Annotated in this window: 14 protein-coding genes; 11 read left to right on the top strand and 3 right to left on the bottom strand. The window is 38.2% G+C overall.

The window, feature by feature from the left end; genetic code table 11:
- Positions 1-12 precede the first annotated feature (12 nt).
- From tgt to ACTQX6_RS06105, 3 genes are all read right to left on the bottom strand, one after another.
- Positions 13-1,230, bottom strand: a complete 1,218-nt coding sequence (gene tgt / locus ACTQX6_RS06095; RefSeq protein ID WP_441657366.1) for a tRNA guanosine(34) transglycosylase Tgt — start codon at positions 1,228-1,230, stop codon at positions 13-15.
- A gap of 82 nt (positions 1,231-1,312) precedes the next feature.
- Positions 1,313-1,924 (bottom strand): AAA family ATPase, encoded by a 612-nt coding sequence (locus tag ACTQX6_RS06100; RefSeq protein ID WP_220412048.1) that lies wholly within the window; start codon positions 1,922-1,924, stop codon positions 1,313-1,315.
- Between the two features lie 123 nt (positions 1,925-2,047).
- Positions 2,048-3,037 carry an alpha/beta hydrolase gene (locus ACTQX6_RS06105; RefSeq protein ID WP_272001567.1) on the bottom strand — a complete coding sequence of 330 codons (990 nt, stop codon included), beginning with the start codon at positions 3,035-3,037 and terminating at the stop codon, positions 2,048-2,050.
- A 106-nt stretch (positions 3,038-3,143) separates the two neighbouring features.
- Here ACTQX6_RS06105 and ACTQX6_RS06110 point away from each other — a divergent pair, with 106 nt between their 5' ends.
- The 11 genes from ACTQX6_RS06110 to ACTQX6_RS06160 all read left to right on the top strand — a co-directional run bounded on the left by ACTQX6_RS06110 (position 3,144) and on the right by ACTQX6_RS06160 (position 15,383).
- Positions 3,144-3,593, top strand: coding sequence for a MerR family transcriptional regulator (locus ACTQX6_RS06110; RefSeq protein WP_117445584.1), 450 nt, complete (start codon positions 3,144-3,146; stop codon positions 3,591-3,593).
- A 144-nt stretch (positions 3,594-3,737) separates the two neighbouring features.
- Positions 3,738-4,403 (top strand): orotate phosphoribosyltransferase, encoded by a 666-nt coding sequence (gene pyrE / locus ACTQX6_RS06115; RefSeq protein ID WP_441657365.1) that lies wholly within the window; start codon positions 3,738-3,740, stop codon positions 4,401-4,403.
- 109 nt (positions 4,404-4,512) lie between these two features.
- Entirely contained in the window at positions 4,513-6,783 is a 2,271-nt protein-coding gene (locus tag ACTQX6_RS06120; RefSeq protein ID WP_294687766.1) for a pyruvate formate lyase family protein, read from the top strand.
- Entirely contained in the window at positions 6,776-7,666 is an 891-nt protein-coding gene (locus ACTQX6_RS06125; RefSeq protein WP_294687768.1) for a glycyl-radical enzyme activating protein, read from the top strand. Before ACTQX6_RS06120 ends, ACTQX6_RS06125 begins: the two co-directional genes overlap by 8 nt.
- A 1-nt stretch (position 7,667) precedes the next feature.
- Positions 7,668-8,444, top strand: coding sequence for a DeoR/GlpR family DNA-binding transcription regulator (locus ACTQX6_RS06130; protein WP_195222655.1), 777 nt, complete (start codon positions 7,668-7,670; stop codon positions 8,442-8,444).
- Entirely contained in the window at positions 8,437-9,222 is a 786-nt protein-coding gene (locus tag ACTQX6_RS06135; protein WP_294687774.1) for a Cof-type HAD-IIB family hydrolase, read from the top strand. The genes ACTQX6_RS06130 and ACTQX6_RS06135 overlap by 8 nt, the downstream gene beginning before the upstream one ends.
- A complete protein-coding gene (locus ACTQX6_RS06140; protein WP_272001575.1) occupies positions 9,219-9,986 on the top strand; it encodes an N-acetylmannosamine-6-phosphate 2-epimerase in 768 nt (255 codons plus the stop codon). The genes ACTQX6_RS06135 and ACTQX6_RS06140 overlap by 4 nt, the downstream gene beginning before the upstream one ends.
- A 68-nt stretch (positions 9,987-10,054) precedes the next feature.
- On the top strand, positions 10,055-11,422 hold the full coding sequence (locus ACTQX6_RS06145) for an MATE family efflux transporter (RefSeq protein ID WP_294687778.1): 1,368 nt from the start codon (positions 10,055-10,057) through the stop codon (positions 11,420-11,422).
- A gap of 333 nt (positions 11,423-11,755) precedes the next feature.
- Complete coding sequence (locus ACTQX6_RS06150; protein ID WP_294687781.1) at positions 11,756-12,892, top strand: M15 family metallopeptidase; 1,137 nt, start codon at positions 11,756-11,758, stop codon at positions 12,890-12,892.
- A 148-nt stretch (positions 12,893-13,040) separates the two neighbouring features.
- Complete coding sequence (locus ACTQX6_RS06155) at positions 13,041-14,138, top strand: glycerol dehydrogenase (protein ID WP_294687784.1); 1,098 nt, start codon at positions 13,041-13,043, stop codon at positions 14,136-14,138.
- A gap of 78 nt (positions 14,139-14,216) precedes the next feature.
- Positions 14,217-15,383 (top strand): iron-containing alcohol dehydrogenase, encoded by a 1,167-nt coding sequence (locus tag ACTQX6_RS06160; RefSeq protein ID WP_117445593.1) that lies wholly within the window; start codon positions 14,217-14,219, stop codon positions 15,381-15,383.
- Positions 15,384-15,387: the final 4 nt, after the last annotated feature.

A 15,387-nucleotide genomic window follows, 5' to 3' on the forward strand; every position in this document is an offset into this window, starting at 1 on the left:
GGTTCTATTTGTTTATTTATGATAATAATCTTTTAAAAATTGACTTCGATATTCATAGAAAGTATCATCTATCAGGGCTTGTCTGGCTTCTTCGGTCAACCGAAGAATAAAGCGAAGATTGTGTTGCGAAGCTAAGTTAAAATACAAGTGACGTTTTTCTTTGTCCTGAGACTTTAATAATTCACGAAGCTGTCCTTTGGTCCATCCGGCTTTACAAACAGGGCAGTCACAGTCATCATCAAGTGGTTTCATACTGTCTTTAAAACGAGAATTGGCAAGATTGATATTGCCATATCGTGTATAGATCTTTCCGTGACGAGCCTCTCTTGTTGGTGCCACGCAGTCAAAGGTATCCGCTCCCATTTCAATTCCAATCAAGATATCGTCTGGATGGGACAGCCCTAAAAGATGTCGTGGCTTGGTTTCCGGCAGTTCTTCACAACACCATCGTAAAATATCTCCCAGATTTTCTTTTAAGAAGGCACCGCCTAAGCCATAGCCATCAAAATCCATCTTGGCAAATTTTTTCGAAGTGGATCGACGTAAGTCTTCCCATCGGCCACCTTGGATGACACCATATAAAGCTTGGTAATAACCTAGATCATACTGATGCTTTCGATGTTCTTCTATGCTTCGTAGTGCCCAGCGTTCAGTTCTTGCCAAAGCTTCCACATTATAATCGTAATCATCGGCTAAGGAAGTCAGTTCATCAAAGGCCATATGGATATCGGCTCCAATACGACATTGAATCTGCATCGATTCTTCCGGACCGATAAAGTCATCCTGCCCGCTGTTAGGATCGGTAAACGCAACCCCATCTTCGGTTACTTTGGCAAAGCGATGTTCTGGTTCGGTGTTTTTTAAATCATGACCGACCTTCATGCTGACTACTTTTCCACTGCCGGAGCCTAATGACATGACCTGAAAGCCTCCGGAATCGGTTAAAGTTGGGCCGTTCCACTTTGACCAGGCGGCCAGTCCACCGTTTTGAGCAATCTCATAGGAGGCATTTCGCAAATGATATCCGTTGGACAACATGGCCTGTGCATGAATGGCTTTTAAATCATCCATCGATAAAAAGTTGACACTGCCTCGTGTTCCTACACACATAAAAGCCGGTGTCTTGATATCGCCATGTGGAGTATGGATGATACCGGCACGGCCTAGTTTTCCTTCCAGTCTTTTTTCAATTTCAAAGGAAAAAGTGTTGTCGTTTTGATAATCGGTCATGGAATCTTCCTTTCTGAAGTTACAGCCATCTGATTATAGCATAAAATAAGATTTCTTTTGAAAAAAAGATCCCATGACGGGATCAATCCAGTAAATTATGAATAAAATGCAGTATAGTTTCTACTGTTTTCTCTTCTGTAAGACGAGAGGTGTTAATGCATAAATCATAATTTGCCGCATCGGACCATTTTTGATCGGTGTTAAAGTTGTAATAGGCAGCACGAGATTTATCCATTTCTTTTATTTTCTTTCGTGCTTCTTTTTCAGTGATCTGATCACGTTCCATGACATGGGCAATTCGATCTTGTAAATCGGCGCTGATAAAAACACGAACCAGTCGTTCTTGATCTTTGAGAATGTAATCGGCACAGCGACCTACGATTACACAGTTTCCTTCCTGTGCGACTTTTAGGATCGTATCATGTTGTGCCTGATAGGCCATAGCTTCTGTGGAAATGAATTGATCGTTCCACATAAATTGTGTCGGTCCGGCTAACAGGGAATAAAAGAATGGACTGGCTTGTCTTTCGTCCATGCTTTCTAAAAAGCTGGTGGCTAAACCACTTTCCTGGGAAGCTTTGACTAATAGCTCCTTGTCATAATACGCATATCCCAATTTTTTTGCCAATTGTTTGGCGATGCTTCGGCCATGACTTCCAAATTGTCGGCCAATGGTAATGATCGTGTGTTTCATAATAAGGCCTCCTGTATGGTTTTCTTCTTACTTCTATTTTAATGCACAAAAAACAGAATGAAAAGGATAGAGCCTTAAAAATAGGATGATAAAAAGAGCCATGACTAATGACTCTTGGGTTTCTTATTTAAGATAGGTCTGATAGAAATCGGTGATCTTATCAAATGGAATAATATCCATTTGATCATATAAATCGGTATGCACAGCTCCTGGAATGATCAACAATTCTTTATTGTCCGGTACGGGATTTCCATCCATCATCTTTTGATACGCATCTTTACTGAAATAACAAGAATGTGCTTTTTCGCCGTGAATCATCAAGACGGCACTGCGAATCTCATTGGAATACTGCAGAATCGGCATGTTTAGAAAAGACTGGCATCCGGTCACATTCCATCCTTTTCCTTCTCCCTGAGATCGAGGATGATAACCGCGTTTTCGGCGATAATACAAAATATAATCGACTAAATATTGAGGGGCACCATCTGGAATTTCATCCGGTAAGGCACCGGCAGAAGCATAGTTTCCATTCTTAAAATCAATCGTTCTTTGTTTGGACAGTGCTTCTTTTTTCTGGAAGCGAATTTTTTCGCTATCTTCTTCATCAAAATAACCATTGGCATTCACTCGGGTCATATCGTACATCGTTGATGTGACAGTTGCCTTGATACGCGTATCCAGCGTGGCAGCATTTAAAGCCATGCCGCCAAAACCGCAGATACCTAAGATTCCAATCTTATCGGGATCGACATTTTCCTGTACAGACAGAAAATCAACAGCTGCCATAAAATCTTCGGTGTTGATATCCGGGGAGGTGACATTGCGGGGAAATCCACCGCTTTCACCGGTATAGGATGGATCAAAGGCTATCGCAAAAAAGCCTCTTTTCGCCAGTTGGTGTGCATATAAGCCGGATGCTTGTTCCTTAACGGCACCAAAAGGCCCACTGAGGGCAATAGCCGGCAGCTTTCCACTTGCCTTCTTTGGCTCATAAACATCGGCTGCCAATGTGATTCCATAACGATTGGTAAAGGTTGTTTTATGATGGCGTACTTCCTCACTTAATGGAAAAACCTTGTCCCATTCTTGGCATAAATGTAAAGTTTCATTCATTGTAACTTCCTCCTTGACAATACTATCCTGTTGGATTAAGTTTACTGTAAATCCTAAAGCTAACTTTAGGTCAAGAAAAAAATATAAATTTTTTAGGAGGATGTTTATGTATTCGATAGGACAAGTTTCAAAAATGTTTGATTTACCGATCCCAACCTTACGATATTATGATAAAGAAGGCTTATTCCAAGACTTAGAAAGAGAACCATCCGGTATTCGTAAATTTAATGAAAAATCGATTGAAGCGTTACGTGTCATTGAATGTTTAAAGAAATCCGGGATGCAGATCAAAGAGATTCGTGAATTTATGAACTGGTGCAGCCAGGGCGATCGTACTTTAGAAAAACGAAAAGAAATGTTTTATGCACGTCGTCAGGAAATTGAAAAACAGATGGAAGAGCTGCAGAGAACATTGGATATGGTCAAGTTCAAGTGCTGGTATTATGAAACAGCCTGTAAAGAAGGAACAGAAGTGAACATGCCACAACATATAGAAAAGGATATGCCTGCTGACATTGTACAATGTTATGAAAATGCACATGCGGATAAATTGTAGCGATGGATATAGATAACAATTTTAAAATCGTTTCTTTCATTATTTTATAGTGAAGAAGTCACAATTATAAATTGTCAAATAGGCTATAATTACTTTGTGAAATACATTATAATTGATATAGAAATTATAAAGGAGTAGGAAAGTATGGAACAGTATAAGCAGGAATTTATCGACTTTATGTTAGAAAGCAAAGTTCTTAAGTTTGGAGACTTTACATTAAAATCTGGTAGAAAAAGTCCGTTTTTTATAAATGCCGGTGGCTATGTAACAGGCTATCAATTAAAGAAACTGGGCGAATATTATGCCAAGGCCATTGTAGAGACTTATGGAAAAGATTTCGATGTTTTATTTGGGCCGGCCTATAAAGGTATTCCATTGGCTGTTGCTACAACAATCGCATTGGATGAACTTTATGGAATGGAAGTTCGTTATTGTTCGGATCGTAAGGAAGAAAAAGATCATGGAGCGGATAAAGGAAGCTTTTTAGGAACAAAGCTTCAGGATGGAGATCGTGTCGTTATGATTGAAGATGTGACTACATCCGGTAAATCTATGGAAGAAACGGTACCGAAAGTAAGAGGGGCAGCCAATGTGGAAATCGTAGGTTTGATGGTTTCCTTAAATCGTAACGAAAAAGGAAAAGGCAATAAAACCGCTTTGAAGGAAGTTAGTGAGTTATATGGCTTTCCAACGGCAGCCATCGTATCTATGCCAGAGGTTGTAGAATATCTCGAAAGTAAAAACGCATTGGATGCAGACCTTAAAAATCGAATCGATGCTTATTATGCAGAATATGGAGCTACGGAATAAAGCTCCTTTTTTTACAAGCGCTATGAATAAATTTGAACAAAAAAGAACAAAAATGATTGATTGTAAAAAGGTGAGGTGCTATATTGAAACTGAATAGGAGGTCTGCAGTATGGCACATATCAACATTGATGGAGCACAAAATGTAGAAGTATCTAAACCGATTCCCAGCCAGAAAAGCCCACAGGAACAGCTGGAGATCATGGAAGCTTATACGCAGGCGCACAAAAATGGGGCAAATTTAGATAAAGCGTTTCGAGAAATTCATTGTTTAAAAGTTTTATTTCCACGTTTATTTCGGACTTTAGAACCCGGTGATCAAATTGCCGGACGGTTAGATTTTTTGCCGATCGGCTTTGGCAGTGTCACTTCCATTGGTGGTGTAGGGCATTATTGTGTGTTTCATAAATTACGAGCCTTTAAATCCTTGTTAAAGACGGAGGAAGAAAAGGCACGAGTGGATGCCTTATATGATTATTGGCAATATCATGATGTGAAATCTATCTATTGTCAGGATGTGCTGACTGAAGATACCACAGGCCGTTTTATCGATTGTAAATATCCATTTATGGCTACGGCAAGATTGTCTGGTATGATGTTAGATTATCAAAAGCTGATGCGTTTGGGAGTGAATGGATTGATAGAAGAGATTCAAAGACAAGATCTTACCAAGCCATTTATCCAAGCTTCGTTGGAGGCAATGAAGCTCTTTCAAACAGTCATTTCCTACCAGATAGATTTGGTTAAAGAAGCAAAAAAAGAAGCAAGTCTTGATTGGAAACAGGATTTGGATGTGATGGAAGAAGATTTAATCTGGATCAAGGAGCATAAACCGGTTACTTTCCATCAGGCGTTGCAGTTATTCTGGTTGTATGCGTTATGTGCCGGTTGTATTAATTATGGACGTATGGATATGGTTTTAGGTCCTTATTTGAAAAAAGATATGGATGCAGGAAGATTGACCGAAGAAAAGGCGCTGGAATATATTGCTTCTTTGTGGAAAATGATCGAAAATCGCAGAACTACGGTAAATGGTCGTATTATCGTCGGTGGACGAGGAAGAGAAAATGTAGAAGCTTGTGACTTGTTCACTCGATTGTGTTTAAAGGTCTGTAAAAAAGTGCGATATGTAGAACCACAGTTTACGCTTCGCTTTGATCATAATACACCGGAAGATATTTTGGATATGGCATATGAATGTATCGCTTCAGGAGCTACCTATCCGACTTTATACAATGATGATGTCAATATACCGGCTGTACAATATGCGATGCGTGTACCGGAAAAGATTGCCGAACAATATGTTCCTTTTGGTTGTGGAGAATATGTGATCCAGGGAAAAAGTGTAGGAACGCCAAATACATTATTGAATATGTTAAAGTTGTTACAGATTTCCATGAATGAAGGATTTGATCCTATGGATAAAATTTATAAGGCAGGTCCGGTACAGTGTAAACCATTAAGTGAACTAAAGACATTTGAAGATTTGATGGATCAATATCAAAAAGTGCAGGATTATTATTTTGATTTAAGTATTTATGCACAAAAACATTCGTATGAAATCATGAATCAGGAAGTTAGCTTCTTATTTACTTCGATCTTGATGGATGATTGTATTCATCGTGAAAAAGCTTTGTTGGATGGTGGAGTTGAAATTTTAGGCGGTACCAATGAAACATATGGAAATATCAATGCCAGTGATGCCTTATATGCGATCAAGAAGCTGGTGTTTGATCAGAAAAAATATACGTTGGAGCAGTTAAATGAAGCAGCTTTGCATGATTTTAAAGGCTATGAACGAATTCAGAAAGATTTATTGAAACAAGATAAATATGGAAATGATAAAAAAGAGTGTGATGAGTTGGCCAATCGCTGTTATGAATATGTGGCCAAAGGCATACGTCAACGAGGCATAGATGCCGGAATGGGTTATTATCTGATCGTCATTTCCAACAATCAAACCAATACAGACTGGGGCCATCAGACAGATGCCAGTCTGGATGGAAGAAACAAAGGTGTGTATATGAATCCGGCTAATAACCCGCAAGGTGGTGCTGCCAAATCCGGACCAACCGCTGTTTTGAACTCACTTGTGCATTTTGATGCGAAATATCATGGCGGCAGTGTGCAAAATATCAAATTTGCACCACGTATGATGCATGAAGATAAAGAGAAGGTCAAAGCTTTATTCGAAACGTATTTTGAAAATGGTGGCTGCCAGTTAATGGTTACGGTTGTTGATCATGGCCAGTTGGAAGATGCACAAAAACATCCAGAGAAATACCCGGATCTGATTGTTAGAGTTGCCGGTTATTCGGCCGTGTTTGTTAATCTGACCAAAGATATACAAGATGAGTTATTAAGTAGGACTTTATATGATTAGCGTATCAAATATCGAACGTTTTGCGACGCATGATGGACCGGGAATTCGTACTACGATTTTCTTAAAAGGGTGTAGCTTACATTGTCCATGGTGTGCCAATCCTGAAACCTGGGATGTACATCCTGTTTTGATGCATAAAGAAAATAAGTGTGTACGATGTCATTCGTGTTTAAAAGCTTGTACAAAACAGGCAATCTCTTTTCAACCGGAGTTTACACTAAATCGTAATGTATGTGATGGGTGCGCTCTTTGCGTGGATGCGTGTCTTTTAGAAGCATTAGAAATATCGGGTAAGTGGATGGACATAGAAGAAATTGTAGAAGAAGTACAAAAAGATGATCGATATTATCAAAAATCAAATGGTGGTGTGACACTTTCCGGAGGAGAACCTTTGTTTCAGTTTGATGAAGTTTTTTTGTTGATTTGTACACTTCATGAAAGAGGCTATCATTTAGCTTTAGAAACGACAGGTAATTATCCTTTGGAACATTTAAAAAAAGTGGAACCTTATATTGATTTGTTTTTGATGGATTGTAAACACTTGGAACCAGAAAAACTTCAAAAAATAACCAGTGCCAATCCAAAGTTTGCACAAGATAGCTTTACCTATCTTTCGCAACATTGTCCTGAAAAAGTCATTGTTCGTATGCCGGTAATTTGGAATTTTAATGAAGATCAGATTGAAAAAACGATCGATCAGGCATCTCGTTTGGGATTTTCAGAAGTGGATCTTTTACCTTTTCATTCTTTAGGAAAAAACAAATGGGAAAATTTAAATAAAGTATATCCATATGCATCCTATCCCATGATGAAAAAAGAGACTTTAAATGCTTTTGTTGCGTATGGAAAGACAAAGAACATATACGTCAAAATAGGAGGATAAGATGTTAACAGAAGAAAGAATGGTTCGAATCATGGATCTGCTTCATAAAAACTCATTTGTGTCGATTCAAGATTTAATGAAACGTTTTCAAGTATCTCGTTCATCTATTATGCGTGATTTACAAGAGTTAGAAGAACAAGGGCGCATTTTACGTGTGCGAGGCGGTGCCAGCCTTGTAGATACAGATGTCTTGTTGTCACGATACAATGAACCGGCTGTGCAGTTTAAAGAAGATACACAAAAAGATGCAAAAAAAATAATTTGTCATAAGGCAATAGAAGAAGTACATGATGGGGATTGTATTTTTATTGACGCGGGAACTACACCAGTTTATTTATTGGAAGGCTTAAAACATAAAGATGTAGAGCTGGTTACGACAAACACCTATCTGTTAGAAAGATTGCCGTTGGATTTTAAAGGACATGTGTATTTACTAGGTGGCGAGTTTTCTAAAAAGTATGATTCTTCATTTGGATCAATGACTACACAGTTATTGAAACAGTTTCGTTTTGATCTTTGTTTTTTAACGGCCAATGGTATCAGTGTACAAGAAGATGAAGCGTATGTATTTGATATGCATATAGGCACGATCAAAAAAGAAGTACAGATGCGCAGTCGAAAAAGTATCTTGTTGATAGATCATACCAAATTAAAGACAAGAGCTTTTTATACCTGGTCAAATTTATCATCTTTTTCAAAAGTATATATGGATATATATCCAAAGAACAAAAGAATGCCGGAAAACTTTAAAATTTGTAAGGAGATAGAAAATGATTAAGATCATATTTTTTGATATTGATGGAACTTTGCTTCCGTTACGAACCAAAACTTTGACACCATCGTTGACAAAAGCTTTACAGAGACTTCAAAAAAAAGGAATTCGCTTATTTTTAGCTTCAGGGCGGCCAAAATTTGTACTTCCTCATTTTGAAGGAGTTGCATTTGATGGGGCATTAACTTTTAATGGACAGTATTGTTATGACAAGGAAAGGGTGTTGTATGAAAATCCTTTAGATCCTAAAGATGTGAATCAAATTTTTGAAAATGCGCAAAATATGAAAAAAGCATTAGTCGCCTGTCATCAAGATTCGATGTATTGTAATGAACATGAAGAAATGTTAGATGAATATTTTAAGATTGCTTCGCAAAGTATTCATAAAATAGATGATTTTAAAACGTATCTGCAATCATCGATCTATCAAATGATGGCTGCTATACCAGAAACACAGGAAGAAAGTCTTCTTCAAGGCACCAAACATATTCAAATTGTACGATGGTGGCCTTATGCCTGTGACATGATACCTAAAGAAGGTGGCAAAGGAAAAGCTGTAGAAGGAATTTTAAAAGCATATGGGCTAAAGAAAGAGGAAGCTATGGCTTTTGGCGATGGTGGTAATGATATCGACATGTTACAAGCGGTAGGATGCAGCGTTGCCATGGGTAATGCTTTACAGGAAGTAAAAGATTGTAGTGACTATATTACAAAGTCTGTCGAAGAAGATGGTGTAGTTTATGCATTAAAACATTTTAAATTGATTGAGGAGGATGACAAATGAAAACTACAGACCCTAAAAAAATCGAGATATTAGATTGCTTAAAAGGTGGCTTGATCGTATCTTGTCAAACTCAAAAGGATGAGCCGATCTATACACCGGATATGGTAGTGAAAATGGCTGAATGTGCTAAATGGGCAGGTGCCGTTGGTTTACGCTTAAATTCACCGGAACAAATACGACAAGTCAAAGAAGCTGATCTTGGCTTGCCGATCATCGGCTTATATAAAGTCTGGCATGATGATACGGATGTATTTATTACACCGACCATGAAAGAGGTGGATGCGATCGTTGAAGCTGGTGCTGATATTATCGCATTGGATTGCACATCACAAGTCACGCATGAAAAAACTATCGCTTGGGATTTATTACCACAAGTTCGAAAGAAATATCCAAATCACTTGATCTTTGCAGATTGTTCCAATATCGAAGAAGCTATACATGCTTCTCAAAATGGTGCTGAAATCGTAGCTCCTACTTTATACGGTTATACAAAAAACACAGAAAATATTGAAGGGGCCAATTATCGCATGGTTGCGGATATGTGTCGAGCTGTTGGAGATGATGCCAAAGTCATTATGGAAGGACATTTATATACACCAGAAGATGCGATGAAATGTATTTTTATTGGCTGTCATGCGGTAGTAGTTGGTTCTGCCATTACCAGACCACATTATGTTGCCAAACGTTTTGTAGATTGTTTAAGTAAATATCAAGACGATTGGCGCCTTGCGGAAAAAGCACACCATACCAATGAATTGAAATAAAGAATGGACTGTATAGAGCATTTAAAATCTATACAGTCTTTCTATTTTTCGGGTGTATAATTTAAACTATGAAAAACAGACAAGTCGATTTCTCAAATGGAAGAATTTTGGAAAATATCGTAATGTGTGCGGCACCTATGTTGGTAGCGCAACTTTTAAATTTGATGTATAACATCGTGGATCGTATCTACATAGGTAAGATTGAAGGAATTGGTGTCGTAGCTTTAGGTGGTGTAGGACTTTGTTTTCCCATCATTTCATTGATTACGGCTTTTACTAATTTGTTTGGTGCTGGTGGTGCACCTTTATGTTCGATTGAACGAGGAAAAAGAAATATAGAAAAAGCCCAACGAATCATGAATATATCTTTTTATATGTTGATTCTAACAGCGATTGTATTAACGATTGTTGGAATCTTGGTTTCTGAGCCATTGTTGTATATATTTGGTGCCAGCGATACTACGATTCAATATGCTTTACCCTATATGCGAATTTATTTTGTAGGTACGCTTTTTTCTATGATTGCCTTAGGTATGAATCCTTTTATCAATGCACAAGGTTTTGCGAGCACCGGGATGATGACAATTTTTATCGGGGCCATTTCCAATATCATTCTGGATCCGATCTTTATTTTTGGCTTGGACATGGGTGTACAAGGAGCTGCCATCGCAACGGTCATTTCCCAGATTCTTTCTGCCATTTTTGTACTTCGGTTTTTGACAGGTAAATCTTCGGAATTAAAACTGCAGCATTTTAAGAATGTAGAATTTCGAGGAAAAGAAATCCAAGATGTGATCAGCTTAGGCTCTTCCAGCTTTGTGATGCAGTGTACAAACAGCCTGGTGCAAATTGCCTGCAACAGCATGCTGTCACAGGTGGGGTCCGATCTTTATATTTCCTGTATGACCGTGATTAATTCGGTTCGTCAGATCTTGGAAGTTCCGGTGCTGGCCATAGGGGATGGCTCCAGTCCTATTCTTAGCTACAATTACGGTGCTGGAAATGGTAAAGGTGTCAGAAAAGCAATCCGAATCATTACATTTGCCGGTGTTGTTTATACACTGGTCGCATGGATGTTTATCATCCTATTTCCACAGTTTTTTATTCATATCTTTAATAGTGAACCAGATCTTTTACAAATTGCCGTACCGGCCATGCATGTTTATTTCTTTGCGTTTGTATTTCAGGCTTTTCAATATTGCGGACAAACTGTTTTTAAATCATTGAATAAAAAGAAACAGGCGATTTTCTTTTCACTTTTAAGAAAAGTTGTGATCGTAGTGCCTTTGACGTTTATCTTGCCACATCTTGGCTTTAAAGCTATGGGTGTCTTTATGGCAGAACCAATTTCCAACTTTGTTGGCGGATCGATTTGTTTTATCACAATGTTGGTAACGGTCTATTGTAAACTGGATGTGAAAAGGAATAAGGAATGAAATATCATAAAGAGAGATACTTTATAGATAGAAGCTAAGCTGTTGTTTGGATAAATGAATGACCAGAACAAAAAGCTGTAAGATGATATTAAAGAATTAAATAGTATAGATTTTTGTGTAGAGAAATGATACCAGTTATGCTTATATAGGGTATAACAACTTTAAACTTCAAAAATTATTCTTGCTAAAGAATAATAGAAATATGAATTCACATGTGTAATTTTGTCATCGAATGAATGAAAATCTTATCGACGAGAATAAGATGCAGGAAATCAGACTATCATGACCAATTCACATGAGTCATGATATAATGAGGTCGAAGGAAGATTGGCCATGAAAAAGAAAAGAATAATAATTGGTTCTGTATCTTCGATGTTAGTACTTACTGTCAGTGCAGGTACTTGGTATTTAAATCAACCTTGTTTAATCTATCATGATTTTAATTTTGAATATGGAAAACCAATTTCGATCACAAAGGAAGATATTTTAACTCAGGAAGATTTGAAGCGTATAAAGGATCTTAAAATTGACTTGTCAGATATCAAAAATGAGAAGGATAAAGAATATCCGGAAGTAGGAAACTATGAATGTAAAGTGACATATTCCAAATGGTTTATACCACATACAAGTTCCATCCAAATTCAAGTGGAAGATACAACAAAACCAAAGTTTTCAAAATTTTCAGATGTTGTAGAAATTCCTTTAGACTCTGATCAGAATTATGATTTTTCAAGCTACTTTTTGGCAGAAGATCTAAGTGAAACATCGATCCAATACAAAATAGAGGAAGTTGATTTTTTGAATCCGGGAGATTATAGAATGATGATCATTGCATCGGATACTTATGGTAACAGTATTGAAAAAGAATGTATTGTCAGAGTTCAGTATGAGAAAGAAACTTCATCACCAAATAAACCTGCCGAAAATGAAGAAGGTCAATCAGTTGTTTCATCAGATCCGTATTATGTTCAGGGAATCATGGTCGTGAATAAAAAACATGGTTTACCGGCTAATTATGCACCACAGGAAAATGCAGAGGCAGGTGCAAAGATTCGACAGTTGATTGCGGATATGCAAAGGCAAGGCTATGCAATCAGTAGTTCATATAGTGGATATAGGAGTTATACTTATCAATCTTCTTTATATAATAATTACGTGAACAGCTATGGGCAGGCACAAGCCGATCGTTTTTCCGCAAGACCAGGTTATTCGGAACATCAGACTGGCCTGGCATTTGATTTAAAGCATAGTAATGGAACTCTGGTAGAGACTACACCGGAAGTCAATTGGATTGCAGCACATGCGCATGAATACGGTTTTATAGTTCGCTATCCTTCCGGAAAAGAATCGGTCACAGGATATATGCCAGAGCCGTGGCATTTAAGGTATGTAGGCGATCAGGCTTCAGCAATTTATGCTTCTGGATTAACTCTGGAGGAATATCTGGGGATTTCTGGTGGTGGATACTAATAACAACAATCCGAATCATCTATTTATATTTATACTGAACTAAAGTTGGATTATCAAAGATTGAATTATCTGGAAACCACACATTTCTTAGTAATACCGCTTTCAGATATTATTAAATCTGATAAAATAAAGTCAGGAGGTCTATACGATGACAAAAATCTTATTTAGTCCCGGAAAATATATTCAAGGTCCGGGAGAAATCAACAATGTTGGTAAATATGCTGCTGGTCTAGGAAAGAAGGCTTTGATTCTAATCAGCGCTGGTGGGTTTAGAAGAAATGGACAGGATATTCTGGATGGTTTTGAAACCGAAGATTGCACATGTGAATTTGAGATGTTTAATGGTGAATGTTCATATAATGAAATTAAAAGAATCAGTGCTCTTGTAGAAGAGAAACAATGTGATTTGATCATTGGTGTTGGTGGTGGAAAGATTTTCGATACCGCAAAAGCAGTTGCTTATTATGAAAAGACACCGGTTATGATCTGTCCGACCATTGCCAGTACAGATGCGCCATGCAGTGCTTTATCGGTTATTTATACAGATGAAGGTGTATTTGAGGAATATCTATTCTTGCCGAGCAATCCAAATATTGTCCTTTTGGATACAGAGATTATCGCCAAGTCGCCGGTTCGTTTGACGATGGCCGGAATTGGTGATGCATTAGCGACTTATTTTGAGGCTAGAGCCTGTGTGGAAAGTGAAGCTACGACTTGCGCAAACGGAAAAGCAACGAGTGCTGCTTATGCCTTGGCAAAACTTTGTTTTGACACATTGATGGAAGAAGGCTATAAGGCAAAAGTGGCTTTGGAAGCCGGAGCTCTTACGCCGGCTGTGGAAAAGATCGTAGAGGCAAATACTTTGTTGTCAGGAATCGGCTTTGAATCTTGTGGTCTTGCCGGAGCCCATGCAATCCATAATGGATTGACTGTTTTAGAAGAATGTCACTCGATGTATCATGGAGAAAAAGTGGCATTTGGTACGATCGTACAACTCGTACTGGAAAATGTGCCTTTAGAGGAGCTGGAAGATATCATTGAATTCTGTATTTGTGTAGGATTGCCAGTTACATTAGAACAATTAGGTGTAACGGAAATCACCAAAGAAAAGATTCGTGCAGTTGCCAAAGCTGCGGCAGCGGAAACAGATACGCTTCATAATATGTCGTTTGAGGTTACGGAAGAATCTACATATAATGCGATCTTGGCAGCTAATGCCTATGGACATCAGTATTTAGGAAAGTAAGAACATGAATATGTAGGATATGCAAGTTTGCATATCCTGCTTTTTTCTGTGATACAATAAGGAAAAAGGAGCTTTATAATGAATAATTTTGAATTTTATTCTCCGACACGTATTCTTTTTGGTAAAGGAAGCATGAACAAGATTCATGAACATGTACCAAAAATAGGTAAACGAGTTTTATTAGTGTATGGGAAAGGAAGTATCAAACACAATGGTATTTATGATACAGTGATGCGAGAGCTATCGGACTGCAAGGTAGTCGAATTGTCTGGTGTAGAGCCAAATCCGAAAATTGAATCCGTTAAGCAGGGAGTAAAGCTGTGTCGAAAACATCAAGTTGAAGTGGTGATGGCCATTGGTGGCGGTAGCTCATTTGATTGTGCCAAAGCTATCGCAGCCGCAACGTTTTATGAAGGCGATGCGTGGGATTTAGTGATTGGACAAGCAAAGGTAACGAAAGCTTTACCGGTCGTTTGTGTCGTGACGATGAGTGCTACCGGCTCGGAAATGAACAATGTTGCTGTGATTTCCAATATGAAAACGCATCAAAAAATTGGTTTGCATGATGATCTTTTATGTCCGGTTCTCTCTATTTTAGATCCGGAAAATCTATATAGCGTACCACCGCTGCAAACGGCAGCAGGTACAGCAGACATTCTTTCGCATTTGTGGGAACAGTTCTTTACGAATGTAGAAGATGCCTATCTACAGGATGGCTTAGCTGTTGGCGCTATGAAAGCCTGTATTCATTATGGTCCGATTGCCATCCAGGAACCAACTAATTATAGTGCTAGGGCGAACTTGATGTGGGCAGCACCTATGGCACTAAATGGCTTGTTGAAAACAGGGTATTCTATGGCTTGGTCCTGTCATGGAATGGAACATGTATTAAGTGCTTATTATGATATTACTCATGGTGTGGGCTTAGCTATCTTAACACCACGTTGGATGCGTTATGTATTGGATGAAAAGACTGTATCCCGTTTTAAAAAATATGGTGTGGAAGTTTGGGGGCTGGATGCATCAAAGGATGATTACTGGATTGCGAATAAAGCAATCGAAAAAACAGAAACATTCTTATATGAAACACTGGGCTTGCCTTCTTGCTTACAAGAAGTTGGGATTGATGATACAAAGTTGGAAGAGATGGCAAAGAGTTGCATACGTGATAAAGGTGGACCGATTCAAGGCTTTAAAACGTTATATGAAGAAGACATTCTTCAAATCTTTAGAAACTGTCTATAGAAAA

It is taken from the genome of Faecalicoccus sp. LCP19S3_E2, assembly GCF_052121255.1.
Taxonomy (GTDB): Bacteria; Bacillota_I; Bacilli_A; order Erysipelotrichales; family Erysipelotrichaceae; genus Faecalicoccus.